Below are 25,874 nucleotides of genomic sequence, written 5' to 3' on the forward strand. Positions count from 1 at the left end.
GCGGCACTGTTAATGGTGGCTCTCTTTTTTTAGCTTTCCGGTCAGCGAGATAGCGCACCGCGCTCAGTACAAAAATCGCGACCAATCCCGATAGTCCCTGTTGATGGCCTCTCCTAGACTGGCGGCGAAACATCACAAGAAGACAATCATCATGCAGATTCAAACACACACCGGCGGCTTGCAGGCCGTCGCTCACCACAGTGATGCCACCACCGGGGTTGGCCGGATGGGCCAGTTGGATGTACGTCAGATCGCCACCGGGCAAGATGCGATCCTGCTGGGCAGCCGCAGCGAACCGCAAAAAGGGCAGGGGCTGCTCTCGCGACTGGGGGCCCAGCTGGCTCGCCCGTTTGTGGCCCTGAAAGAGTGGATCGGCAACCTGCTGGGGCCGGACAAACGTGCCGCTGCGCCGAAGGCGCAAACCGCCGCATCCCCCGAGGATCTTCAGCGTCTGATGAAGCAGGCTGCATTTGGTAGCTCGCTGGGTGGCTTCGCCAAGGCGGACGTGTTGAACAACATCACAGCCGAACAATTGGGCAAGGATCACGCCACTCTGGCGACCGGCAACGGCCCCCTGCGCTCTCTCTGCACCGCGTTGCAGGCCGTTGTCATCGGCTCTCAGCAGCCGCAACTCCGGGAGTTGGCTGCCGAGCTGCTGGCCCGCCCCATCGCAGGTATCCCGCTCCAGCAGTGGGGTACGGTGGGGGGCAAGGTGACCGAGCTGCTCGCCAGCGCCACTCCCGAACTGTTGCAGGAGGCGATGAGCCAGCTGCACACCGCGATGGGTGAAGTGGCCGACCTGCAGCGGGCCGTCAAGGCTGAAATCGCTGGTGAACCGGCGCAAAGCGCGACCACAACTGCGGATGCGGCGCCCGTCCAAAGCGGTGAGAGCAAAGGGGCCGCTCGCGAACAGGTCGCCATGGAACGCCAGACCCCAGCTACCGGCTACAAGCTGGCGCTGGATCTTATCAGTTATCAGGCCAGCTACCTGCTGCGGGATCAAACCTCGACCGAGGTGACCCTGAGCAGCAGCGATCTCAATGCCCTGCATCAACATATTGCCGATGGCTCCATCAATGGTTCCCACATGGCCAAATTGCAGACCCGTGGCGATCTGCAAACCCTGCGCACACTGGCGCTTTCGCTGGCCAGCGGCAGCGACACCAAGGGATCTTCCCTTGGTCATGCCCTCGACAGCCTCGCCTCGGCGCGCCCCAACCAGCGGTTGGTGTTGGGCGGTCTGATGCAGTTTGCCAGTCAGGGCGATCAGGCGTGGGCTGACCATACCGCTGGCAAGCCGGAAGATCGGCTCGATGCCGGGGCGCGGCAGCGCTTTGATGGTGACAACATGAAGGCGGCGGTGGCGCGTCTCGGCGCCAGCGAAGCGCGGCAGGTGCTGCAACAGCTGGAAGGGGCTTTTGGTGATCGGGTGAAGGGCATCTGTGGTCTTGCGGTTGAGCTGGTTTCGCCCTTTGCCGATAGCGAGACCGGCCCAGAGGCCGTGTTGACCTCCCGGTTGACCCGTATGGGCACTGTGGTGAGCACACTGATCGACCAGATCAAGGAGCACCTCGCGCTGCCCCTGTCAGCTCACAGTGATTCGTCCCAGATTGATTCTGTCGATCAGCTGACGCCGCTCGAACTGGCTGCACTGGCCCATATCGGCGTCGATGAGAGCTATCTGTAAACCGCCTGTACACAAACCCCTCGGGGCAAGGTGATATGACATAAAAACGGACACCCTCGGGTGTCCGTTTTCTTATTCAGGCGGGAGTGGGATGAGGGCATGCCGATATGGCTTACAGACTGGCGAAATCCATCTCGGGCAGGGTTTCGAAGCCGGTGCGGGCAAACAGATAGCCCTGCATCAGGCTGATGCCCGGCTCTCGCAGGCAAGCCATCTCTTCGCGGGTCTCGATCCCCTCCGCCGGCGGGGGGATCTGCAGCTCCGCAAACAGCGCCAGACAATGGCGCACTATGGCTTGCCGGGTCGGGTCCTGGTCGATGCCGAGCAGCAGATGCATATCGAGTTTGACGATATTGGGCCGAAAATCGGCCAGCAGGTTGAGGCCCGAGTAACCGGCGCCAAAGTCATCGATCGCCGTCTTGAAGCCGAGCGCCTGATAGTGATCGACGATACCGCGAAGATGCTGGCTATCCCGCACCTGCTCCACCTCGGTCAGCTCGAACATAATCTGCTCGATGGGGAAGTGGTGCTCGCGGGCCGCCTGCAGGGTGGTGCGGATGCAGCGCTCCGGGCGGTAGACGGCATTGGGCAGAAAATTGATGCTCAGCATCCCCTTCATCCCGAGCCGTGCCGCCCGCGCGATGGCCTTGATGCGACACGGCTGATCGAAGCGGTAGCGGTTGTCGTCGTTGACCCGGGCGATCACGCTCTGCCCCGGTTCGTTGTTGATCCCCCGCACCAGCGCCTCATTGCCGAAGAGAGTGCGGTGGTGGCAGTCGATGATGGGCTGGAAGACCCGGGTGCGTGCCTATCTGGATGGGCAGGAGGGGCTGTCGCGCAGCGAAGCGGTCAGTGACAAGGAGTGCCGTCTCGGCCGCTGGTACTTCAGCGAGGGGGCATCTTGCTGCAGTTCACAACCGGCCTTCAAGGCGATCGCCACCCCCCACGCCAGATTGCATCAGGTGATCCAGCAGGTCATAGAGCTGAAAAACCAACACAAACACGACGAGGCGGAGGCCCTCTACCGGGAGATCGAGCACAACTCCGAGAAAGTGGTCGGTTGCATCGATCAGCTGTTGCAGGAGATGACCAAGCCGGAGCGCTAAGCACGCTCGGGCCGGATAGCCAAAGGGCTGACAGTGATGTCAGCCCTTTTTCATGGTGCTGGCCGCGCGAAAATCGACCGCTCCTTAAGCTCCGGTACAAGGGGGGGCGGGATAATGGCTGCCAGCGCCGAGCTGGTGGCCGGATGTGGCACCTGCCGGGTGGCTGAGAGCCTGACAACCCTGCGCCAGTTGCCGAACGTGGAATCGAGAGAGTGAAACCGACCAACAAATCCCTGCTGTCCATGCCTGAACGCCAGATCCCGCAGATGCCGTCTGACGAACCCGAGACTATGCCGCCCGCCGAACCAGCGCGTGAGGCACCCAGCGAGCCGCCCATCGCGCCTGTGCTTGCTGAGCCGCCGCTCCCATCGTTTCAATCAGGCTCCGCTTCACTGTCAGCTCCGCCGATTGTGGTGGTGCCGGTTACGCAGCCACTGCCTGCTCGCGCCAGCAACAAGCTGGTCGGGGCGCTGATCTGTACCAGCCTGGCGCTGGTGGCCTCGCTGGTTTTTATTGCCCGCTTGCACCTTGCGGCACTTCCTCTGGTGGTCAACGAGCCGCAGCCATTGGCGGAGTTTGGCGTGGCCGCCATTGATCAGCCCGACCCCCTCTATATCATGGAGCTGGCCTTTCCACCGCGCGAGACCGCTATCCCCCAGCCGGTAGTAGCTCCCGGCCAGAAGCCAGCCAAGCTGAAGATCGGCGTCTACAAACAGGCGGATAACGTCGAGAAGTGGCGCCGCTGGGCGCGCCAGCACAATGTCACCTTCGAGGCGGTGAAAAAGAACCGCGATGGCGAGCCCCACTACTTCCTCTATCTGTGCGAGCAGGATCCGGCACGGGTTGACCAGCTCAAGCTCGACGTGGCCCGCATCAGCGGCGAAACCCCGCTGCTGGTACGGTGGGCATCCTCCGCCAGCATCTAGCCCCGGTTGTTGCCGTAGGTCAACGGTGGCCAGCCGGAGGGGGATATTCGGCTGGCCACCGTTGACCTACGGCAACAACCGGGGCTAGATGCTGGCGGAGGATGCCCACCNNCTTCTCCCCTTGCGGGAGAAGGGTTGGGGATGAGGGGGCGTTATGCCAACCCAAGGTCAATGTTGGGCTTCTCGATGTTCGGCAGCGACCGGTATCAACCATATCTCACCACCTTATGTAGGTGCGATTAGCGCAGCGTAATCGGACGATCGAGAAGCTGTTGTTCCGGTTATTGGCGTGAGTCAGGTGTGGCCAGCCGGAGGGGAAATGCGGGTGACCGTTTTGGTAGGAGAATTGATTTACGCGAACGTCCGATTACGCCTGACGGCTAATCGAACCTACGAGTTGCTCCCTTCTCCCCTTGCGGGAGAAGGGTTGGGGATGAGGGGGCGTTATGCCAACCCAAGGTCAATGTTGGGCTTTTCGATGTTCGGCAGCGACCGGTATCAACCATATTTCACCACCTTATGTAGGTTCGATTAGCGCAGCGTAATCGGACGATCGAGAGGCTTTGATTGCGGTTGTTGCCGTGGAACAGGGGCGGCCAGCCGGAGGGGGAATGTGGCTGGCCTTTATGGCGGGAGAATCCATTTACGCGAACGTCCGATTACGCCTGACGGCTAATCGAACCTACGGTATCTGGCGGGTGTCGGGGGTGGCATTGCTCCCTTCTCCCCTTGCGGGAGAAGGGTTGGGGATGAGGGGGTGTTATGCCAACCCAAGGTCAATGTTGGGCTTCTCGATGTTCGGCACCGACCGGCATGCACCATATCTCACCGCCTTATGTAGGTTCGATTAGCGCAGCGTAATCGGACGAACGAGAGGCTGTTGCCCCGAGTCAGGGTTGGCCAGTCGGAGGAAAAATGTGGGTGACCGTTATGGCGGGAGAATCCATTTACGCGAACGTCCGATTACGCCTGACGGTTAATCGAACCTACGAGCCAAATAATAAAAAGCCTCTAGATATCTAGAGACTTTGAAATTACATGAGTTTATTTTTGAAAATTTCAAATAGAGGGATAACTATCAGTATCTCAATAAGAAACATCGCTAAATCGTTATGAATCAAATCAAAATCCACACCTGTCTATAAAAACAAAATGGAATTGATAATCATCTATATTAGACGAACAAAAACAAACATCATCCCGTCAATGAACAGTGTGTCCATCATAGGTCTCCTATCACCTAATTAGGAGTAAATGATATAAATCAACTCCTGAAAAGGTAAACGCCATAACTATCAACATGATAATTACGCTGATTAAATATATCATTAATGATTTTTTTGTAAATCTTCTTTTGAAGCAAGCTAAGTAAATCTGCAAGCAGAGAAGTCGTTGTTCCGGCTGTTGCTGTGGGCCAGTCGGAGGGAAAATGCGGATGGCCTTTATGGTGGGAGAATCCATGTACGCGAACGTCCGATTACGCCTGACGGCTAATCGAACCTACGAGCTGAATAGAAACGGAAATTCTTTGGCACAGAAGTGCTTCATGGTTTTATATATTAAAAAGTCGTCTTGAGTGTTAGAAGAGTGAGATGCCAAGCATAGAAAAATATTCATTCCTTTATACTTTGAATAAATCAACCATTCACCAGTAAGGTTGTTCTTGTTGGCTCTGTTTTTATAGCCTTCAATGACAAACTCATGTGCGAATCGATCTTGCCATCCATGCTTTGATGGATTTATTTCCTCTTCCGAAATAATCTTTTTGCAAAGGGTATCAAATTTTTTGCTGTTTTCAAAATTCAGCCCCCATTCATTTATTAGATTTTTCATGATAAATGCGGGGGTTATAAAATGGGATTTATAAAACCCTTGCAATGGAGGATGTTTGAATCTGTTTTCTACGACATGCCGATGGTTTACACCGTCAATCGCCTGCATTAAATCAGTAACTGCAAAGGAGCTGAATTTTCTATTTTTTATCGCATTTGTTAATTGTGAGAAAAGTAAGCTGCTTATTCTTGATTCATGTAAACCATAAAATCCAGCGTTGTTTTCTAAATATATAGAAACATCATCATTTGTGATTTTGAAAAGGCTCATTAATTCTGAAGATAACTTGACCATATGTGCCCCCATGAACTTTTAATTAACTATATAGATGTGATGGCGCTATATAAACAAAAAACGGCGCCTCGCGGCGCCGTTTTTAATATCAATCAACCCAACCAAGATCACTGCAGCAGAGAGATATCCGCGACTTGCAGGAACAGGTTGCGCAGGTTGTTCAGCAGCGCCAGACGGTTGGCCTTGAGGGCCTCGTCGTCGGCCATCACCATGACTTCGTTGAAGAAGGTATCGACCGGCTCGCGCAGGGCGGCCAGACGGGTGAGGGCAGCCTGATAGTCACCGGCGGCGAACAGCGGGGCCAGTTCGGCTTGCAGTTCAGCAACCTGGGTGGCCAGCGCCTTCTCGGCAGCATCGACCAGCAGTTCCGGTTTGACGGCAGTCGGCAATTCGCCTTCGACCTTGGCCAGAATGTTGCTCACGCGCTTGTTGGCGGCAGCCAGTGCCAGTGCGGCATCCAGAGTGCGGAAGTGGCTGACGGCCTTGACGCGGCGATCGAAGTCGAGCGGACGGGTCGGGCGGCGGGCCAGCACGGCCAGCACCACGTCGGCACCTATGCCTTCGTCTTGATAGGCGGCACGGAAGCGGCCTAGCATGAAGTCGACCACGTCGGTAACGACGGTTTGGTTGGTCAGCTTGTCGCCGTAGACGCGTACCGCTTCTTCAACCAGTTCAACCAGATCCAGGTCCAGCTGCTTCTCGGTCATGATGCGCAGGGCACCGATGGCGGCGCGACGCAGGGCGAACGGGTCCTTGTCACCTTTGGGCAGCATGCCGATGCCGAAGATACCGGCCAGGGTATCGAGCTTGTCGGCCAGCGCGACGGCACAGGCTTCCAGAGCGGACGGCAGGGCATCACCGGCGAAGCGCGGCATGTACTGCTCGTTGAGGGCCACGGCCACCACTTCGTCTTCGCCATCGTGACGGGCGTAGTGCATCCCCATGACACCCTGGGTGCTGGCGAACTCGCCGACCATGTTGGTCATCAGGTCACACTTGGAGAGCAGACCGGCACGCTTGGCCTGAGTGACATCTGCACCGATACGCTCGGCGATGAAGCCGGCGACGGTCTCGATGCGCTCAACCTTGGCCTTGACGGTGCCCAGCTGTTGCTGGAACAGCACGGTTTCAAGGCGCGGCAGGCGGGAGGCCAGAGTTTGCTTGAGGTCGGTCTTGAAGAAGAACTCGGCGTCAGAGAGACGGGGGCGAACCACCTTCTCGTTGCCGCTGATGATCTGGCTCGGGTCTTTCGACTCGATGTTGGTGACGAAGATGAACTTCGGCAGCAGCTTGCCGTTCTTGTCGTAGACCGGGAAGTACTTCTGGTCACCCTTCATGGTGTGCACCAGCGCTTCAGCGGGCACGGCCAGGAACTTCTCTTCAAAGTTGGCAGTCAGCACCACCGGCCACTCGACCAGTGCGGTGACCTCTTCCAGCAGGGCGTCATCCAGATCGGCAACGCCACCGAAGGCGGCAGCGGCCGCTTCGGCGTCAGCCTTGATCTTGGCCTTGCGCGCCATGAAGTCGGCAATCACCATGCCGCGCTCCTGCAGGATCTGCGGGTACTGGCTGGCGTTGTCGATGGTGAACTCGGGCTCGCCCATAAAGCGGTGACCGCGAATAGTGCGGGCAGAGTCGATACCCAGAATAGTGGCGGGAACCAGATCCCCATCCAGCAGCAGGGTCACGGTGAACACCGGACGCACGAACTGGATGGTCTTGTCGCCCCAGCGCATCATTTTCGGGATCGGCAGCTTGGCCAGTGCAGCCGCAACCAGTTCGCCCAGCAGCTCTTTAGCCGGACGGCCTTCGACCTTGGCGGTGTGAACCAGCCATTCACCCTTGTCGGTGACCAGACGCTCGGCCTGAGCAACTGTGATGCCGTTGCCACGGGCCCAGCCTTCGGCAGCCTTGGTCGGCTTGCCTTCGGCATCGAACGCCTGAGAGACGGCTGGACCGCGCTTCTCGACGCTCTTGCTCGGCTGCTCGCCAGCCAGCTCGCTCACCTTGAGTGCCAGACGGCGCGGTGAGGCAAACCACTCGACACCGGCGAAGGCCAGATCGGCCTTGGTCAGTTCGCTTTTGAGGTTGTCGGCAAAGGCTTCGGCCAGGGAGCGCAGGGCTTTGGGCGGCAGCTCAGCAGTACCGATCTCTACCAGAAATGTATGTTGTGCCATGTCCGTTCCTTAACCTTGCTGCTCGTTGCTGTCACGACGCTGGCGCTCTTCGTCGCTGCGCTTGCACATGGGGAAACCCAGCGCTTCGCGGGAGGCGTAGTAGGCCTCGGCCACGGCCTTGGTCAGGGTGCGAATGCGCAGGATGTAGCGCTGACGCTCGGTGACCGAGATGGCCTTGCGGGCATCCAGCAGGTTGAAGGAGTGAGCGGCCTTGAGGATGCGCTCGTAGGCAGGCAGCGGCAGCGGTTTTTCCAGTGCCAGCAGGTGTTGGGCTTCCTTCTCGTACTGCTCGAAGCAGTGGAACAGGAAATCTACATCGGCGTGTTCGAAGTTGTAGGTGGATTGCTCCACTTCGTTCTGGTGGAACACGTCGCCGTAGGTGGTCTTGCCCAGCGGGCCATCAGACCAGACCAGATCGTAGACGCTGTCTACGCCCTGAATGTACATGGCCAGACGCTCGAGACCGTAGGTGATCTCGCCGGTAACCGGTTTGCACTCGAGGCCGCCAACCTGCTGGAAGTAGGTGAACTGAGTCACTTCCATGCCGTTGAGCCACACTTCCCAACCCAGACCCCAGGCACCCAGCGTCGGGTTTTCCCAGTTGTCTTCCACAAAGCGGATGTCGTGGATTTGCGGATCCAGACCCAACTCTTGCAGCGAGCCGAGGTAGAGCTCTTGAATGTTGTCGGGGGAGGGCTTGATGATCACCTGAAACTGGTAGTAGTGCTGCAGGCGATTGGGGTTTTCACCGTAGCGGCCGTCGGTCGGACGGCGGGACGGTTGCACGTAGGCGCAGGCGATGGGCTCCGGGCCCAGGGCACGCAGACAGGTCATGGGGTGGGAGGTACCGGCACCCACTTCCATATCCAGCGGCTGAATGATGGTACAGCCCTGGCGGGACCAATAGTCCTGCAGCTGCAGGATCAGGCCCTGAAAGGTTTTGACATCGAATTTTTGCATAATTTTTTTTCGCGCGAAGTGAAAATCAGAGCAAGATTTGCTGAATGTGAACCGAGGGAGTATACCGTCTGGCATGGTCGGATAATAGGCGAAATTGCTGGGGATTCGCGAGATGGCGCCCCGTTATGACGGGTTAGCGGCGGGTTGGCGCCGGATGATCACGGGATGATCTGCCCACGGGGTGGGAGGATATCGGGTATCAGTGAGAAGAGAGGAGATAGCCAAAGATGAATGAGATGGAACTGCGTTGTGCCTGGGTGACCCGTGATGCGGAATATATTGCATACCATGACCAGCAGTGGGGCAGGCCGGTTTATGACCCCCGTGAGCTGTTTGCCAAGCTCTGCCTCGACGGCCAGCAGGCGGGCTTGTCGTGGCTCACCATCCTCAAGCGCACCGGGAGCTATTACCGTGCCTATGCCGACTTTGATCCCGAACTGATCGCCCGGTTCGACGAACAGGATGTGGAGCGGCTGATGCAGGACAGCGGCATTATCCGCAACCGGCTCAAGGTGCAGTCGATCATCAGAAATGCCCGCGCCTATCTGGCGTTGCAGGAGCAGGGCATCGACTTTGCCGATTACCTGTGGGCCTTTGTCGGCGGTGCCCCCATGGTCAACCAGCGCCAGGGTAACGGCGATATTCCGGCAACGTCACCGGAGTCGGATGCCATGGCGAAGGCGCTCAAGAAGCTCGGCTTCAACTTCGTCGGCAGCACCATCTGTTACGCCTTTATGCAGGCGGTGGGAATGGTGAACGATCATCTGGTCAGCTGTCCTTGCCACGCAGAGTGTCAAAAGACACCACGTTAAGCCTCTTTGTTGCATCCGGTTCAGTCGGTATACAGTGATGGGCGTTCAGAATCTCGCTCCCAACTTAAGGAGTCATTCATGTCTTTCATCACTGTTCGCGGACGCGCTTGTCGTGCCCTGATCCTGGCTTGTGCCACCCTGTTGACCTCACTGCCGGCGCTGGCTGTCAAAGAGGCGCGCGATATTCGTCAGGATGGTCGTAGCGACGCCCGTGACGTTCGTCAGGATAGCTACAACGGTCATCAGGATGCCCGCCATGATGCCCGTGATGTGCGTCAGGATGGCCGCCCGCAAGCCCGCGATACCAAGCAGGATTGCCGTCAGGAAGAGTACCTGAACAACGTCGACTGCCGTCAGGACAAGCGCCAGTTCAAGCAAGACGTGCGTGAAGAGGCGCGGGATATCCGCCGTCGCTGATGCTGGCCAGTGGGGGGGATCGCTCTGTTCACCGTTGCCCACCGTGCAACAGCCATGTTGAGACCGCATTGCGGCTCATCCGGCGATAAAAAGGCTCCTCGCAATCGGGAGCCTTTTTTACAGGTGTCATGGCCTGTGTCGTGGGCGATCTTCTGCAGTTCTCGGTGCGGGTCGGGGGATGGGGTGGTTCAGGTGAGGTCCAGTGTGGTTTGCCATAATAGGCCGATTTGCGGGATTGGGGCGTAGTCGACATCCTGACGTCACACCTTGGCGCGCGGCTGGGGTAGAATGCGCGCCTTCCCGTTTTGAGTTGTTTTTTCAGAGGTTTTTACATGCATTTCAAGATGATTGTTCCGGCGGTTGCATTGGCTGTGGCGCTGAGTGGTTGCACTACCAACCCGTATACCGGTGAGCAGCAAACTTCCAAGGCTGTGTGGGGTTCACTGGCGGGTGCCGCGACCGGTGCTGCAGTGGGTGCCATGTCTTCCAGCAAGGGCGATCGCAAGAAGGGTATCTGGACCGGCGTGGCCGCAGGTGCCGCACTGGGTGGTGGTATCGGTTATTACATGGATGTGCAGGAAGCCAAGCTGCGCGAGAAGTTGCAGGGCACCGGCGTCAGTGTTACCCGTAACGGTGACGAACTGATCCTCAATATGCCGAACAGCGTGACCTTCGACAGCTCCAGCTCCCAGTTGAAAGCGGCCGGTGCCAACACCCTCTCCGGCGTGGCCATGGTGGTTGCCGAGTTCGACAAGACCCGCCTGAACGTGGTTGGTCACACCGACAGCTCAGGTTCCCGCGATCTGAACATGAAGCTCTCTCGCGAGCGTGCCGATGCCGTTGCCGCCCAGCTGATTGGCCAGGGTGTATCAGGCAGCCGCATCTCTACTCGTGGCGTTGGCCCGGATCAGCCGATTGCTTCTAACAGCACCGCTGACGGCAAGGCGCAGAACCGTCGCGTCACCATTACCCTGACTCCGACCGGCAAATAAGCCGCCAGTGGTCTTGTAATGAAAAAGGCCCCGCCAGTGATGGCGGGGCCTTTTCATTTATGCCGTTGCGAGCAATGGCGGCGTGGTTCTTTACTCCCTTCTCCCCTTGCGGGAGAAGGGCTGGGGATGAGGGGAAAACCGACTCTTAGACAGCCGCAGTCAGCTGCACTTCCACCTTGTAGCCTTCATGGGCGAGGCGGGCCTGTACGCAGGCGCGAACCGGTGCGGTGCCAGCCGGGATCCAGCTGTCCCACTGTTCGTTGAAGGCGGCGATGTCGCTGATGTCCTTGAGATAGATGTTGGCCATCAGGATCTTGTTGACGCCGGAGCCGTTGGCTTCCAGCAGGCGCTGCAGGCTGGTCAGCACTTCGCGGGTCTGCTGGTGGATATCCGCCTCTTCACTGACAGGGACTTCTACCACATAGAGGGTGCCATTGTGGATGACCACATCTGACCAACGCTGGGTGGTGCCGATTCGGGTAATGGTTGTCATGGATTGCTCCGGTACTGGGGCTTATTGACCCTTGCGGATCAGATAGCGGTAAGGGGCCTGCTCTGTCTCGCTGGCGATCAGGGTGTGATCCATAAAGCGGCAGAAACTGGGAATGTCGCGGGTGGTTGAAGGGTCGTCGGCGCTGACCAGCAGGGTCTCGCCATCCGCCATCAGCCGCACTTTCTTGCGAACCATCATCACGGGTTCCGGGCAACGAAGCCCGATTGCGTCCAACTCATGGGTTGCGCTGCAGAATAAATCACTCATCTATTATCAACCTTCAACCTATTCGGCTGCCAATGATACTCAGGGCTAAAAAATAATCAAATAAACGCCCTGTTAACCAGCATATGTAACCAAAATGTTATTTAACCCTATCCAGTGTGCGCCGGACGAGTAATATAAAAATTGCACCATATTCAACAAGGAGGTGAATATGCAGGTTTCCTACGGCAGATTACAGGCCTACGCAGGCATGGGGTTCTTGTCTTTCGCCATGATAGTGATGGGCAGCCCGATCGGGAATACCGGTACCTGGTTCGGCTCCATGGTGATGGTCGGATTGGGGCTCTGGATCGAGCTCAGCGATTACTATGACGAGGATGAGGACGAAAACGATCAATCCTGAATCGGATGACGATTCAACAACAAAGGCGGAGCAATTCCGCCTTTGTCATTTCTGCCGTTTGGCAATTTGTCCGGATCAGCGGGTCGAGCGCATGGCGCGTTCCAGTTGCAGCGCCGTCTGTTGCGGGTCGCCTTTGGCGTCATTGAAGAAGTTACCGAGCACGTCAAAGATGGCCTGACGCATATTGGTCGGGGTGGCCATCCCCTCTGCCATGCTGGGTAGCAGGTTGTCCTGCTTTTCCGCTTGCAGGAAATCCTGATAGGAGTGGATGGCGCAGCGGTCGAACTTGCTCATATCAGGGTTGGTCAGTGCCGGGATCGATCCCTTCACCCGATTGAACTCCTGCTGGAATTTCGGCGTCATCAGCAGCTGGGCCAAGTCGCCCTGGGCCTGTAGCTGGGCCGGATCCCGCTGCTTGAACATGGCGATGGAGTCGAGGTTGTAGCTGAACAGCCCGGCGCTACCCGGGCTCGGCAGGCAGGCGATATCCTCACCGGGCCGGTAGTTGCCCGCGCTCAGCTCCCCTTTTACCCAGTCCCCCATCAGCTGCATGGCGGCGCCACCACTCTCCAGCAAGTTGGTGGCCTGGTGCCACTTAAGGCCCGCGTATTTTTGCGGTACATAGGCCCGTAGCTGGTGGAAGCGGGTCAGGACCCGCACCATGTCGGGGCCGGTCAGGGTAGCGCTGTCCTGTTCGAGAAACGCCTTGCGGTAGAACTCTTTACCGCCCTCACCAAGCGCTACCGTTTCAAACAGCACCGCCAGCTGCCAGGGTTCGTTGCCGATGGCGAGCGGGGTGATGTCCCGTTTTTTAAGCTGCTCGGCGACCGTGATGAACTGGGCCCAGTCATCGGGTGGCGTCAGCTTTTGCTGCTCGAACACCTTGCGGTTGAGCCACAGCCAGTTGACTCGATGGATGCCGGTCGGCACCGCCATCAGGGCGTCATGCTGGCTGAGGGTAGCCCGCACCATGGGGGGCATTTTGGCATACCAGCCAAGGTGTTCGGCCATCGGGCTGAGGTCGCGCAAGAAACCGAGACCGGCCCACTCCTTGAGCTCGTAACCCTTGAGGTGCGCCGCCTCCGGCGGGTTGGCTGCCAGCGCCCGGCTTTTCAGCACCGTCATGGCGCTCTTGCCGCCGCCCCCTTGCACCGCGAAATCATTCCACTGATTGCCTTGGGCAGCCCATTCGGATTTGAGTTCTTCCACCGCTTTCGCTTCGCCACCGGAGGTCCACCAGTGCAGCACCTCCACCTGGGAGGCGGAGGCAGAGCCACAGAGCAGGGCAAGCAGGGAGATCGGGAACCACTTCATGGGCAACTACCTTGGGAGAGAGAGGGTGGCCTGCAGGCCGCCTTGCGGACGATTTTCCAGCACCAGATCGCCGCCATGGGCGTGGGAAATATTGCGGGCGATGCCAAGGCCGAGGCCGGTTCCCGCCTGATCGGTACTGAGCCGGTAATAGGGTTCGAAGATGCGTTCGAACTGATCTTCCGGCAGGCCGGGACCTTCGTCCATGATGAACAGGATCAACATTTCCGCGTCATCCATGATGATGATGCGTACCCGCTGACCATATTTGATGCCGTTATCCACCAGATTGCCGATGCAGCGTTTGAGCGCCAGCAGCTTGCCGCGATAGGGCCACTTGCAGTGCCCCTCGATAGTCAGTCGCTCGTCGTGCAGGTTCATCGACTCCGCCATCTGCTCCAGCAGGGCGTTGATGTCGATCTCCTCGATGTTCTCGTGAATGTCGGTCTCTTTTACCGTCTGCAGCGCCCCTTTCACCATCAGCTCCAGCTCGTCGAGATCCTTGTTGAACTTGCCGATCTGCACCTCGTCGTCGAGCAGCTCGACCCGCAGCCGCAGCCGGGTGATGGGGGTCTTGAGGTCGTGGGAGATGGAGCTGAACAGCCGCTCTCTATCATCGATATAACGGCGAATGCGGTGCTGCATGATGTTGAAGGCGCGGGTGGCCGCCACGATCTCCGACGCCCCTTCTTCTTTCAGCGAAGGCTGGTCGATATCCTTGCCCAGATTCACCGCCGCCTTGGCGAGACGGCGCAGCGGGCGGGTCTGCCAGCGCACCAGCATAAAGGTGAAGAAGCAGAGGAACACCGTCATCAGGGCGATGAAACGCACCTGATTGCTCGGCATCACGGTGTCATCCAGCGTCATGTAGGGGGCGGGCAGCAGGGCCGCCAGATAGAGCCACTCCCCCTTTTCAATCTCGATCTGGGTCACCAGCACCGGCGGATTGAGCGGTTCCAGCGACAGGGTGTAGCGGGCCCAGGAGGAGGGGAGATCCGCCAGCAGGGTGTCATTGTTGAAGACGTGAAGGTCGTCGGGGCGGGAGAAATCCACCTTGATCGCCATGGCATCGGAGAGCTTGCGGGTCAGCACCCCCTGCACCTCCTGCAGCACCAGCGTCTTGCGCTCGCTGTCGGGGATGGCGTTGATGTGGATCTCTTCCTCGTTGAGCGAGACGAAGAAGCGGCTGCCGCCCATGTTGCGCAGCTGGTCCAGCGCGATATGGCGATACTGCAGCGGCAGGGATTTGAAAAAGTTGACGGTGGAGGCGGCGGAGAGCGCCAGGTTGCGGGTGGTGCTGATCATCCCCTCCAGCTCCCGCTTCTGGATCTGCTGCATCCAGATGCCGGTCAGAATGGTCTGGGAGAGCAGGATGGCCAGCAACAGCAGCAGGATCATCCGTGATAGCAGGGAGCGGGGCACCAGCGCCCCCCAGGACCACTTGTGGCTCATGGCAGCTCGTGCACCTCGGCAATCAGCATGTAACCGCTGCCGCGAATGGTCTTGATGATGCGCGGACTCTTGCCGTTGTCACCCAGCTTCTGGCGCAGGCGGCTGATCTGCACGTCGATGCCGCGCTCCATCGGCAGGCTCTCGCGGCCGCGGGTGGCATCGGAGATGGTATCCCGATCCAGCACCAGACCGGGCTGTTGCAGGAACATGCCGAGCAGCATGGCATCGCTGCCAGAGAGATCCAGCAGGCTGCCATCGTCATGGGTCAGCTGGTGGCTCAGGGTGTCGAGGGTCCACTCGGCAAACCGCAGGCGGCGGCTCGGCTCCTTCTCTTTTTCCGGTTGGCGGAATTCGGCGCGGCGCAGCAGTGCCTTGATGCGGGCCTGCAGTTCACGGGGGCTGAACGGCTTGGCGATATAGTCGTCGGCGCCGAGCTCGAGGCCGATCACCCGATCCGCTTCGTCGGAGGCGGCGGTCAGCATGATAATGGGCACCTGGGAGTCACGACGGATCTGCTGGCAGAGGGTAAAACCGTCCTCGCCGGGCATCATGATGTCCAGAATAATCAGGTCCGGGCTGTGCTGGGCGAGTTGCTGGCGCATCTCGTTGCCACCGGCGGCCGTCAATACCTGAAAGCCCGCCCGGGTCAGGTACTCATTGAGCAGCTCGCGGATCTCTTGGTCGTCATCGACGATCAGCAGTTGTTTGCTCATTGACATATGTATGTGCATCCACCCATTTTTTTGTGCAGATTGAACCTGTCGGGGGAGTAAAAAGCAAGCAAGCCCCCCATCTAATGTGAGGTTTAAGGCAATAACAGGCTATTGATAAGGTTAAAACGAAAAAAGGCCGACCCAAACGGGACGGCCAACAGATAACTGCTGACAACTGACGATCACCCCGTGTGGCTCTCGTCACAGACTTGAAAAAGGGCCAGTCAGACTGGCCCCGAAAAGGGACAACACTCAGTCATGCATCCCGTCGATCCGGCTGGTCATCACACCCGTTCGAATACGGTGGCGATACCCTGACCCAGACCGATACACATGGTGGCAACCCCCAGGGTGGCATCTTTCTCCTCCATCAGATTGATGAGGGTGGTGGAGATGCGGGCACCGGAGCAGCCGAGGGGGTGGCCCAGCGCAATGGCGCCGCCGTTCAGATTTACCTTCTCGTCCACCAGATCCTGCAGACCCAAATCCTTGACGCAGGGCAGGGACTGGGCGGCAAAGGCTTCGTTCAGCTCGAACAGGTCGATATCGCCAACGGTCAGACCGGCACGCTTGAGCGCCTTCTGGGTGGCCGGTACCGGGCCGTAACCCATGATGGCGGCATCACAACCGGCGATCGCCATGGCGCGCACCCTGGCGCGGGGCGTGAGGCCGAGGGCCTTGGCGCGATCCGCACTCATCACCAGCATGGCGGCGGCGCCGTCAGACAGAGCCGAGGAGGTGCCGGCAGTGACGGTGCCGTTGACCGGGTCAAACACCGGGCGCAGCTGGCTCAGGGTTTCGACCGTGGTCTCCGGGCGGATCACCTCGTCGTAGTCGTAGAAGAAGCGGGCGCCGCTGGCGTCATGGCCTTCCAATCCGACGATCTCTTTGGCAAAACGCCCTTCCACGGTCGCAGCATAGGAGCGGCGATGGGAGCGGGCGGCAAACTCGTCCTGCTGCTGGCGGCTGATGCCATGCAGCTTGCCGAGCATTTCGGCGGTCAGTCCCATCATGCCGGAGGCTTTCGCCACTGACTTGGCCATGCCGGGGTGGAAGTCGACGCCGTGGCTCATCGGCACGTGGCCCATGTGCTCGACGCCGCCGATGATGAAGATATCCCCATCACCTACCTGAATGGCGCGGGAGGCGTCGTGCAGCGCCTGCATGCTTGATCCGCACAGACGGTTGACGGTGACCGCCCCCACCTGCTTCGGAATACCAGCCAGCAGTGAGGCGTTACGGGCGATGTTGAAGCCCTGCTCCAGAGTCTGCTGCACGCAGCCCCAGTAGATATCCTCGATCTCGTTCGGGTCGAGGTTGGGGTTGCGCAGCAGGATGGATTTCATCAGGTGCGCGGACAGATCTTCTGCACGCACGTTGCGGAAGGCGCCGCCCTTGGACCGGCCCATGGGGGTCCGGATACAGTCGACAATGACTACGTCTTTCATGAATGGATCTCCTTTCCGCAATCAGTAGAAGGTTTTGCCCTGGGCGGCCATTTCACGCAGCTTGTCGCTGACGCGATAGAGCGGGCCCAAATCGGCATACTGGTCGGCCATGGCCACGTAACGATCCAGACCAATGGTGTCCAGATAGCGGAACACGCCGCCGCGGAAGGGAGGGAAGCCCAGACCGTAGACCAGTGCGATGTCGGCTTCGGCTGGGGTGGCAACAATGCCCTCTTCCAAGCAGAGCACCACCTCGTTGATCATCGGGATCATCATGCGAGCTATGATGGCTTCCTTGTCAAAGTCCTGCTTCGGCTTGGCAATGGGGGCCAGCAGCTCGTAAGCCGCGGCGTCGGCCACCTTCTTCGGCTTGCCCTTCTTGTCCTGCTCGTAAGAGTAGAAACCCTTGCCATTCTTCTGACCGAAGCGGCTCACCTCATACATCACGTCGATGGCGGTGCGACCTTCCTTGCTCATGCGTGCCGGGAAACCCTGCGCCATCACATTACCGGCATGGTGACCGGTGTCGATGCCGACCACGTCCAGCAGGTAGGCGGGGCCCATGGGCCAGCCAAACTCCTTCTCCATCACCTTGTCGACGGCGGCGAAGTCGGCACCATCGGCAACCAGCTTGTTGAAGCCGAAGAAGTAGGGGAACAGCACCCGGTTGACGAAGAAGCCCGGGCAGTCGTTGACCACCACCGGGGACTTGCCCATGGCGGCGGCATAGGCCACCACGCGGTTGATGGTTTCATCGGAAGTCTGCTCGCCGCGGATGATCTCCACCAGTGGCATGCGGTGTACCGGGTTGAAGAAGTGCATGCCGCAGAAGTTCTGCGGGCGCTTCAGCCCCTTGGCCAGCAGGGAGATGGGAATGGTGGAGGTGTTGCTGGCGAGCACGGCGTCTTCGCCAATGATCCCTTCCACTTCGCCCAGTACGGCGGCCTTCACCTTGGGGTTCTCGACCACGGCTTCGACCACCAGATCCACATGCTTGACGTTGTCATAGCTAAGGGTCGGGGTGATGGCAGAGAGCACCTGGCCCATCTTGATGCCATCGATGCGGCCTTTTTCGAGCTGACCGTTGAGCAGCTTGGTGGCTTCGCCCATGCCAAGCGCCAGTGCCTTCTCGTTGATATCCTTCATCACTGCCGGAATGCCCTTGCTGGCAGACTGGTAGGCGATGCCGCCCCCCATGATGCCCGCACCCAGTACGGCAGCGTGGCGAGTGGCCTTAGCAGCCTGCTTGGCAGCCTTCTTGGCCAGCGCCTTGATGTGCTGATCGTTCAAGAAGATACCAACCAGCGCCTTGGCGACATCGGTCTTGGCCAGCTTGATAAAGCCCTGTGCCTCGACGGCCAGCGCCTCGTCACGGCCCATGCCAGCGGCGGCTTCGACGGTTTTCACCGCGGTCATCGGCGCCGGATAGTGCTTGCCCGCCACGGCGGCAACCATGCCGGCAGCGGTGGTGAAGCTCATCATGGCTTCCAGTTTGGAGAGGCGCAGCGGGGCTTTCTTGGCGGCGCGACGGCTCTGCCAGTCCAGCTTGCCCGCGATGGCGTCTTTCATCATCTGCAGCGCAGCGCTGTGCAGCGCATCGGGGGCGACCACGGCATCGATGGCACCCACCTTGAGGGCATCATCGGCACGGTAATCCTTGCCGGTGGTGATCCACTCCAGCGCGTTGTCGGCGCCGATCACCCGTGGCAGACGGACGGTGCCGCCAAAGCCCGGCATGATGCCGAGTTTGGTCTCGGGCAGGCCGATTTTGGCTGTGGTATCAGCCAGGCGGAAATCGGTGGAGAGAATGGTCTCGCAGCCGCCGCCCAGGGCGTGGCCCTTGATGGCAGAGAGGGTCGGCACCGGCAGATCTTCGATGGCGTTGAAGATGTCGTTGGCCTTTTTCAGCCAGCCGAGCAGATCTTCTTGCGGCAGATCGAACAGTTCCAGGAATTCGGTAATATCGGCGCCGACGATAAAGGCGTCTTTGCCGGAGGTGAGGATCAGACCTTTTAGTTCACGTTCTTGTTGTAATGCGGTGATCGCTTCGCTCAGGGAGAGCAGGGTAGCGCGATCCAGCTTGTTGACTGAACCCGGGGCATCAAACCTCAGTTCGGCAATGCCGTTTTCGAGGTAGCTGACCGACAGGGTTTCGCCTTGGTAGATCATGAGAGTGTCTCCTTGTTCCCACTCAGTGGGGGGTGTTGCTCCTTTATCCCCAGCAGGGGGCGAGGCTCACTATTGATCCAAAAGGAGACATTTTCAACACCTATTTAAAACATTTGTTTAACAGTTCTCGAGTAAAAGCTCTTCATCACAAAATGGGCAAAAGAGAGGCGCCTTGCGGCGCCTGGGGTGGATGTGAGTTTGTTATCAACTGGCCAGTTCCGGCCGGTTGCGATACTGGTTCAGCACCTCGGGATCGGCGAGGGCATGGGTGTTGTTGACGGGTCTGTTGTGCACCACTTCCCGCACCGCCAGTTCGACGATCTTGCCGGACTTGGTACGGGGGATGGCATCCACCTGCAGGATGCGGGCCGGCACGTGGCGGGCGGTGCAGTGCTGCTTTATTTGCTGGCGGATCCGCTCGCGCAGCGGCTCATCCAGCTTGCAGCCCGCCTTGAGCTTGACGAACAGCACCACTCGTTCGTCCTGCTGCCACTGCTGGCCGATGACGATGCTCTCTTCCACCTCGTCCAGCTGCTCGACATAACGGTAGATCTCGCTGGTGCCGATGCGCACGCCGCCCGGGTTGAGGGTGGCGTCGGAGCGGCCGTAGAACAGAATGCCGCCGGTCGGGGTCAGCTCGATCCAGTCGCCGTGGCACCAGATGTTGTCGAACCGCTCGAAGTAGGCGGCGCGGTATTTGTCGCCGCTCTCATCTCCCCAGAAGCCCACCGGCTGGGCCGGGAACGGCTTGGTGCAGACCAGCTCGCCCTTCTCCCCCTGCACCGGCTGGCCCGCTTCGTTGAATACCTGTACCGCAAGGCCGAGGCCGCGCCCCTGACTCTCGCCGCGATAGACCGGGCTGAGGGGGTTGCCGATGACGAAGCAGGAGCAGATATCGGTGCCGCCGGAGATGGAGCTGAGCTGCACATCCTGTTTTATCTGCTGGTAGACGTAGTCGAACCCCTCAGGCGACAGCACAGATCCGGTGCTGCAGATCAGCCGCAACTGCGGCAAGTCGTGGGTCTTGATGGGGGCATAACCCTGCTTGTGCAACGCATCAAGATACTTGGCCGAGGTGCCGAACAAGCTGACCTGCTCGTCGCGGGCGAGATCCCACAGCACGTTGCCATCCGGGTAAAACGGCGAGCCATCGTAGAGCACCAGGGTGGCGCCAGAGGCGAGGGCGCTCACCAGCCAGTTCCACATCATCCAGCCGCAGGTGGTGAAGTAGAAGATCCGCTCCCCCGGTTTGATGTCGCAGTGCAGCTGATGCTCTTTCAGGTGTTGCAGCAGGGTGCCGCCGATGCCGTGGACGATGCACTTGGGTTTGCCGGTGGTGCCGGACGAATAGAGGATATAGAGCGGATCGTTGAAGGCCATCGGCTCGAAGGTGAGCTGGGCGCCGTGCTGGCTCGCCAGCAGTTGCTGCCAGTCGTGGCCAAGCTGCAGCGGGTTGCCGAGTAGCGGGATCATCACCGTCTGCTCTATGCTGCCTAACTGGCTCACCACGCTGGCGACCTTCTGCTGAATGTCGATCCCCTTGCCGTTGTAGCGATAGCCATCCACCGCGAACAGCACTCGCGGCCGGGTCTGGCCGAAGCGCTCCACCACGCTGGCCTCGCCAAAGTCGGGGCTGGTGGAGGTCCAGATCGCCCCTAGGCTGCTGGTGGCCAGCATGGCAACCACGGTTTCCGGAATATTGGGCAGGTAGGCGGCCACCACATCGCCACGACCAATCCCCTGCTGGCGCAGCCACTGAGCCAGCCGGGCCACCTGATCACTCAATTCACGCCAGCTGAGGGTGCGGCTTGGACTCCCTTCGATGCGGGAGATGATGGCCGGGCTCTCGTCCTGACGGCGCAGCAGGTTTTCGGCGAAGTTGAGGCGGCTGTCGGGGAACCAGCGGGTGCGCTGCATATCCTGACGGTTCTCCGCCACTATGTTGCCGAGCTCGCCCTTGACGCCGCAGTGCTGCCACACCAGCGGCCAGAAACGGGTGGTCTTCTCCACCGACCATTGGTAAAGCTGCGGATAGTTCTGCAACTGCAAGCCGTGGAAACGGTTCACCTCCGCCATAAAGCGGTAGAGGTTGGATTGCTGCATCCCGAGCGGATCCGGTTGCCACAGGCAGAGGTTGTCCATGAGTAATCCCTGACGTCATGTATCTAGCGGCAGTGTATTGAATTGTTTTTGATTTGTTAATGATTGGTTTTCTGTTGATAACAAACACTTTGTAACGCATGCGTTACCTCACGAAGCGACAGCTTGACGGGTCGAGCCGCCCCGAGCTTGGTGTTATGCTGCTATCACATTCACCTCGGAGCAGGACGCCATGAGCAGCTACAGCCAACTTTTTGCCCAGCACCTCGATACCTTGCAGCAGCGTACCCGCGACATTCTGCAACAACAGGGGCTCAGCGGACTGGCCATCCACTCCGGCCAGACCCACCGCATCTTCCTCGATGATCAGGATTACCCGTTCAAGGTAAACCCGCACTTCAAGGCCTGGTTGCCGGTGCTGGACAACCCCCACTGTTGGCTGCTGGTGGATGGGGTGAACAAACCGGTGCTGCTGTTCTATCGTCCGGTGGATTTCTGGCACAAGGTGGCGGACCTGCCCAATGCCTTCTGGGTCGAGTTCTTCGATATCCGTTTCCTGACCCGGCCGGAGCAGGTGGCTGACCATCTGCCCGCCAACAAGCAGGAGTGGGCCTATCTGGGCGGCCATCTGGAAGTGGCCGAGCTGCTGGGGCTGACCCAGCCCAATCCGGAGGCTGTGCTCAACTACCTGCACTATCACCGCGCCTACAAGACCCCCTACGAGCTGGAGTGTCTGCGCGAGGCGACCCGCATCGGCGTGCGCGGCCATATCGCCGCCAAGGACTCCTTTATGGCGGGGGCGAGCGAGTTCGAGATCAATCTGGCCTATATGAAGGCGGTCGGGCAGGGGGCCAATGAGGCGCCCTACGGCAATATCGTCGCCATCAACCGCAGCGCGGCCATCCTTCACTACACCCATTTGTCTGCCTTGCGGGTGCCGGATGCGGAGCGCCACTCCTTCCTGATCGATGCCGGCGTCGATTTTCACGGCTACGCCTCCGACATCACCCGTACCTGGGCGTGGCGGCGCGGCGAGTTTGCCGATCTGATTGCTGCCCTCGACGAGCAGCAGCAGGAGATCATCAAGGAGATCAAACCGGGTCGCCGCTACAGCGAGCTGCATCTGCAGATGCATCACAAGCTGGCGCGTCTGCTGCAAGCTACCGAGCTGGTGGACATGTCGGTGGATGAGATGATCAACACCGGGGTGACCAACGTCTTCTTCCCCCACGGCCTCGGCCACTTCCTTGGTCTGCAGGTGCACGACGCCGGTGGCTTCATGCAGGATGAGCGCGGCACCCATCTGGCGGCGCCCGAGCTGTTCCCCTATCTGCGCTGCACCCGGGTGATGGAGGTGGATCAGGTGTTCACTATCGAGCCGGGGCTCTACTTTATCGACAGTTTGCTGGAGCCGCTGCGTCAGGGCGAACAGGGCAAACGGGTCAACTGGAACAAGGTGGAGGCACTGCGGCCGTTTGGCGGCATCCGCATCGAAGACAACATAGTGCTGCACGCCAACGGGGTGGAGAACATGACCAGACAAGCAGGGCTCTGATGGCGGCAGCGTACTCCATTCCGGCCGCCCCGCTGGAACTGACCGAAGAGATCAAGAGGAGCCGCTTCATTACCCTGATTGCCCACACCCCGACCGTCGAGGCGGCCAAGGGGTGGGTCAATGAGATCAAGCGTCAACATCCGACCGCTCGCCATCACTGCTGGGCCTTTGTGGCGGGTGCGCCGCAAGATAGCCAGGTCTATGGCTTCAGCGATGATGGCGAACCTTCCGGCACGGCGGGCAAGCCGATCTTGGCCCAGTTGATGGGGTCTGGATTCGGTGAAATCTGCGCCGTGGTGGTGCGTTACTACGGCGGTATCCAGCTTGGCACCGGTGGACTGGTCAAGGCCTATGGGGGCGGTGTCGGTGCCGCCCTCAAGCAGCTGACCACCCTGCTCAAGGTGCCGCGAACTCCCTCTCTCATTCACTGCGATTACGGTGACATGGGGACGGTCGAGTCGCTGATCAGCAGCCACAATGGCGAATTGCTGGCGGCCGATTACGGTCAGCAGGTCACCTTGCAGGTGGCGTGGGAATCCTCTGTTTGGGCTCAGGTTGACCGTGAATTGACCGATCGGACTCATGGACGGGTATCCCTCAGTCCCTTAGATGGCTAGAATCCATCGCTCTTTAATAGGGAAAAGGGAGCTGTAATGCACATCCTGAGCATCGTTCGCATTGTTGGCCTGCTGGTTGCGCTATTTAGCTCGACCATGCTGTTGCCTGCGCTGGTGGCCTTCGGCTATCGGGATGGGGGTGGTGCCGAGTTCGTCAGCTCTTTTCTGATCGCCCTGCTGCTCGGCGTGGTGCTCTGGTTTCCCAACCGCTATCACAAGAAGGAGATGCGCTCGAAAGAGGGCTTCCTCATAGTGGTGCTGTTCTGGACTGTGCTGGGTAGTGTGGGGGCAGTGCCCTTCATTATTGGCGATGTGCCGGACATGTCGGTTTCGGAAGCCTTCTTCGAATCTTTTTCCGGCCTGACCACTACCGGGGCGACGGTACTGACCGGGCTCGATAATCTGCCCAAGGCGTTTCTGTTCTACCGCCAGCTGCTGCAGTGGCTGGGGGGGATGGGGATCATCGTACTGGCGGTGGCCATTCTGCCACTGCTCGGCATCGGTGGCATGCAGCTCTATCGCGCCGAGATCCCGGGGCCGGTCAAGGATACCAAGGTGACGCCGCGTATCGCCGAAACGGCCAAGGCGCTCTGGTTCATCTATCTGCTGCTGACCGCGCTCTGTGCGCTGGCCTACTGGCTCGCCGGGATGACGCTGTTCGATGCGGTGTGCCATTCGTTCTCGACCCTGTCGGTCGGTGGCTTCTCCACCCACGATGCCAGCATTGGTTTCTTTAACAGTCCGGTCATCAACCTGATTACTGTGGTGTTCCTGCTGCTGGCCAGCGTGAACTTTGCGCTCCACTTTACTGTCTTTTCCCACCGCCCGGTTCGGCTCGGACGCTACCTCTATGATGCGGAACTCAAGGTGTTCCTGGCCATCCAGGCGACCCTGGTGATGATCTGCTTTGTCGCCTTGCTGACCCACGGGCACTATGCCACCTGGCAAGAGGCGCTCAATCACGGTCTGTTCCAGGCGGTCTCTCTGGGCACCACCACCGGCTACAGCACCACCACCTATGCAGACTGGCCCTCTTTTCTGCCCATGCTGTTGATGTTCTCCGCTTTTATCGGCTGTTGCGCGGGCAGTACCGGGGGCGGCATCAAGGTGATGCGTTTCATGATCCTGTTCATGCAAGGGATGCGCGAGCTGAAGCGGCTGGTTCACCCCAGAGCCATCTATACGTTGAAGCTGGGGCAGCGGGCGGTGCCCGAGCGCATCGTCGAGGCGGTGTGGGGCTACTTCGCTACCTATATCATTCTCTTCTTTATGTTTATGCTGCTGTTGCTGATGACCGGGCTAAACGAAGTGACCGCCTTCACCGCCGTGGCGGCGGCTTTCACCAACGTAGGGCCGGGGTTGGGAGAGGTCTCAGCCAACTTCGGCAATATCTCGCCAGCGGCACAGTGGGTGCTGGTGGTGGCCATGTTGTTTGGCCGATTGGAAATTTTTACGCTTCTGGTACTGTTTACCCCTGCCTTCTGGCGTAGTTGAGGTTGTTATGGACAAGATTCTGGTGCTTTATTCCTCTCGGGATGGCCAAACCCGCAAAATAGTAGATGTCATGCTGGAGCAGATGCCGGGATGCGAAGTGGTGATCCATGACCTGCACTCCCTGCCGATGTGCAACTTAAGCAAGTATGCCAAGGTCTTGATCGGCGCATCTATTCGCTATGGCAACTTCCATCCCAGCCTGTTCAGCTTTATTCATGCCCATCAGGAACAGCTGGAAGTGGCCAATGCCGCCTTCTTCTGTGTCAACCTGACGGCCCGCAAGCCAGAGAAGCAGACGCCGCAAACCAATGCCTATATGAAGAAGTTCCTGCGCCTCTCTCCCTGGAAGCCGAAAACCCTGGGGGTGTTTGCCGGTGCGCTGCAGTACTCCCGCTATAACTGGTGGCAGACTCGCATCATCCAGCTGATCATGAAGATCACCGGCGGCAGCACCGATACCAGCAAGGACCTCGAATTTACCGATTGGGAAAAGGTGCGCAGCTTCGCACGCGAATTCTGGTCAAAAAGGTAGCAACCTGATGTGAATTCAGGGTTTATTGCCCGAAACAGCCTCGCCGAAGCGGGGCTTTTGTTTAATAAAACAACGGTTGAACCGGAAAACTGCAAAAAGTGCCATTTTTTGCAGTTTTCCTCTTGTCATCCCGGCGCGGCTCCCTATAATGCGCCCCT

General features: G+C 59.1%; 23 protein-coding genes. 11 read left to right on the forward strand and 12 right to left on the reverse strand.

The window, feature by feature from the left end; all coding sequences use genetic code 11:
- The first annotated feature begins 151 nt into the window (after window positions 1-151).
- Window positions 152-1,687, forward strand: a complete 1,536-nt coding sequence (locus CF137_RS18500; RefSeq protein WP_139720897.1) for an ADP-ribosyltransferase — start codon at window positions 152-154, stop codon at window positions 1,685-1,687.
- Between the two features lie 112 nt (window positions 1,688-1,799).
- Here CF137_RS18500 and CF137_RS18505 read toward each other — a convergent pair whose 3' ends face one another.
- Window positions 1,800-2,426 carry an EAL domain-containing protein gene (locus tag CF137_RS18505; protein ID WP_240038573.1) on the reverse strand — a complete coding sequence of 209 codons (627 nt, stop codon included), beginning with the start codon at window positions 2,424-2,426 and terminating at the stop codon, window positions 1,800-1,802.
- 40 nt (window positions 2,427-2,466) lie between these two features.
- Between CF137_RS18505 and CF137_RS18510 the strand changes: the two genes are divergently transcribed.
- Window positions 2,467-2,793 (forward strand): CZB domain-containing protein, encoded by a 327-nt coding sequence (locus tag CF137_RS18510; protein ID WP_240038574.1) that lies wholly within the window; start codon window positions 2,467-2,469, stop codon window positions 2,791-2,793.
- A gap of 212 nt (window positions 2,794-3,005) precedes the next feature.
- Window positions 3,006-3,719 carry a hypothetical protein gene (locus CF137_RS18515; RefSeq protein WP_139720901.1) on the forward strand — a complete coding sequence of 238 codons (714 nt, stop codon included), beginning with the start codon at window positions 3,006-3,008 and terminating at the stop codon, window positions 3,717-3,719.
- Window positions 3,720-5,219: 1,500 nt separating this feature from the next.
- Here CF137_RS18515 and CF137_RS18520 read toward each other — a convergent pair.
- The 3 genes from CF137_RS18520 to glyQ all read right to left on the reverse strand — a co-directional run bounded on the left by CF137_RS18520 (window position 5,220) and on the right by glyQ (window position 8,983).
- The gene (locus CF137_RS18520) at window positions 5,220-5,846 is read right to left on the reverse strand and encodes a hypothetical protein (RefSeq protein WP_139720903.1); all 627 of its coding nucleotides are present in this window, start codon (window positions 5,844-5,846) and stop codon (window positions 5,220-5,222) included.
- Between the two features lie 107 nt (window positions 5,847-5,953).
- Entirely contained in the window at window positions 5,954-8,023 is a 2,070-nt protein-coding gene (gene glyS / locus CF137_RS18525) for a glycine--tRNA ligase subunit beta (protein ID WP_139720905.1), read from the reverse strand.
- 9 nt (window positions 8,024-8,032) lie between these two features.
- Entirely contained in the window at window positions 8,033-8,983 is a 951-nt protein-coding gene (gene glyQ / locus CF137_RS18530; RefSeq protein WP_042021076.1) for a glycine--tRNA ligase subunit alpha, read from the reverse strand.
- 236 nt (window positions 8,984-9,219) lie between these two features.
- On the opposite strand from glyQ, the gene CF137_RS18535 reads away from it, so the two are divergent.
- The 3 genes from CF137_RS18535 to CF137_RS18545 all read left to right on the forward strand — a co-directional run bounded on the left by CF137_RS18535 (window position 9,220) and on the right by CF137_RS18545 (window position 11,204).
- Window positions 9,220-9,795 carry a DNA-3-methyladenine glycosylase I gene (locus tag CF137_RS18535; protein ID WP_139720925.1) on the forward strand — a complete coding sequence of 192 codons (576 nt, stop codon included), beginning with the start codon at window positions 9,220-9,222 and terminating at the stop codon, window positions 9,793-9,795.
- Window positions 9,796-9,873: 78 nt separating this feature from the next.
- The gene (locus CF137_RS18540; protein ID WP_101323256.1) at window positions 9,874-10,212 is read left to right on the forward strand and encodes a hypothetical protein; all 339 of its coding nucleotides are present in this window, start codon (window positions 9,874-9,876) and stop codon (window positions 10,210-10,212) included.
- Between the two features lie 332 nt (window positions 10,213-10,544).
- The gene (locus CF137_RS18545) at window positions 10,545-11,204 is read left to right on the forward strand and encodes an OmpA family lipoprotein (protein ID WP_101345888.1); all 660 of its coding nucleotides are present in this window, start codon (window positions 10,545-10,547) and stop codon (window positions 11,202-11,204) included.
- Window positions 11,205-11,349: 145 nt separating this feature from the next.
- Here the strand turns inward: CF137_RS18545 and CF137_RS18550 are convergent, their stop codons facing one another.
- Window positions 11,350-11,697, reverse strand: a complete 348-nt coding sequence (locus CF137_RS18550; RefSeq protein ID WP_101318972.1) for a RidA family protein — start codon at window positions 11,695-11,697, stop codon at window positions 11,350-11,352.
- A gap of 21 nt (window positions 11,698-11,718) precedes the next feature.
- Window positions 11,719-11,964, reverse strand: a complete 246-nt coding sequence (gene tusA / locus CF137_RS18555) for a sulfurtransferase TusA (RefSeq protein WP_139720909.1) — start codon at window positions 11,962-11,964, stop codon at window positions 11,719-11,721.
- Window positions 11,965-12,133: 169 nt separating this feature from the next.
- Here tusA and CF137_RS18560 point away from each other — a divergent pair, with 169 nt between their 5' ends.
- Window positions 12,134-12,325, forward strand: coding sequence for a hypothetical protein (locus CF137_RS18560; protein WP_005339471.1), 192 nt, complete (start codon window positions 12,134-12,136; stop codon window positions 12,323-12,325).
- A gap of 75 nt (window positions 12,326-12,400) precedes the next feature.
- Here CF137_RS18560 and CF137_RS18565 read toward each other — a convergent pair whose 3' ends face one another.
- The 6 genes from CF137_RS18565 to CF137_RS18590 form a co-directional block, all read right to left on the reverse strand.
- Window positions 12,401-13,639, reverse strand: a complete 1,239-nt coding sequence (locus CF137_RS18565; protein ID WP_139720911.1) for an ABC transporter substrate-binding protein — start codon at window positions 13,637-13,639, stop codon at window positions 12,401-12,403.
- Window positions 13,640-13,645: 6 nt separating this feature from the next.
- Window positions 13,646-15,088 carry an ATP-binding protein gene (locus tag CF137_RS18570; RefSeq protein WP_042021062.1) on the reverse strand — a complete coding sequence of 481 codons (1,443 nt, stop codon included), beginning with the start codon at window positions 15,086-15,088 and terminating at the stop codon, window positions 13,646-13,648.
- A complete protein-coding gene (locus tag CF137_RS18575) occupies window positions 15,085-15,807 on the reverse strand; it encodes a response regulator (protein WP_042021059.1) in 723 nt (240 codons plus the stop codon). Before CF137_RS18575 ends, CF137_RS18570 begins: the two co-directional genes overlap by 4 nt.
- Window positions 15,808-16,085: 278 nt before the next feature.
- On the reverse strand, window positions 16,086-17,249 hold the full coding sequence (fadA, locus tag CF137_RS18580; protein ID WP_101318966.1) for an acetyl-CoA C-acyltransferase FadA: 1,164 nt from the start codon (window positions 17,247-17,249) through the stop codon (window positions 16,086-16,088).
- Window positions 17,250-17,270: 21 nt separating this feature from the next.
- Window positions 17,271-19,418, reverse strand: coding sequence for a fatty acid oxidation complex subunit alpha FadB (gene fadB, locus CF137_RS18585; protein ID WP_139720914.1), 2,148 nt, complete (start codon window positions 19,416-19,418; stop codon window positions 17,271-17,273).
- 204 nt (window positions 19,419-19,622) lie between these two features.
- Window positions 19,623-21,560, reverse strand: coding sequence for an acetoacetate--CoA ligase (locus CF137_RS18590; RefSeq protein ID WP_139720915.1), 1,938 nt, complete (start codon window positions 21,558-21,560; stop codon window positions 19,623-19,625).
- 190 nt (window positions 21,561-21,750) lie between these two features.
- Between CF137_RS18590 and pepQ the strand changes: the two genes are divergently transcribed.
- The 4 genes from pepQ to hemG are packed head-to-tail and all read left to right on the forward strand — an operon-like array spanning window position 21,751 to window position 25,716.
- On the forward strand, window positions 21,751-23,073 hold the full coding sequence (pepQ, locus tag CF137_RS18595; RefSeq protein ID WP_139720917.1) for a Xaa-Pro dipeptidase: 1,323 nt from the start codon (window positions 21,751-21,753) through the stop codon (window positions 23,071-23,073).
- Complete coding sequence (locus tag CF137_RS18600) at window positions 23,073-23,690, forward strand: YigZ family protein (RefSeq protein ID WP_139720919.1); 618 nt, start codon at window positions 23,073-23,075, stop codon at window positions 23,688-23,690. The genes pepQ and CF137_RS18600 overlap by 1 nt, the downstream gene beginning before the upstream one ends.
- Window positions 23,691-23,726: 36 nt before the next feature.
- Complete coding sequence (locus tag CF137_RS18605) at window positions 23,727-25,184, forward strand: TrkH family potassium uptake protein (RefSeq protein ID WP_101323265.1); 1,458 nt, start codon at window positions 23,727-23,729, stop codon at window positions 25,182-25,184.
- Window positions 25,185-25,191: 7 nt separating this feature from the next.
- Complete coding sequence (hemG, locus tag CF137_RS18610) at window positions 25,192-25,716, forward strand: menaquinone-dependent protoporphyrinogen IX dehydrogenase (protein WP_162515985.1); 525 nt, start codon at window positions 25,192-25,194, stop codon at window positions 25,714-25,716.
- The last annotated feature ends 158 nt before the right edge of the window (window positions 25,717-25,874 follow it).

The organism is Aeromonas sobria, from assembly GCF_006243315.1.
GTDB classification, from domain to species: Bacteria; Pseudomonadota; Gammaproteobacteria; order Enterobacterales; family Aeromonadaceae; genus Aeromonas; species Aeromonas sobria_A.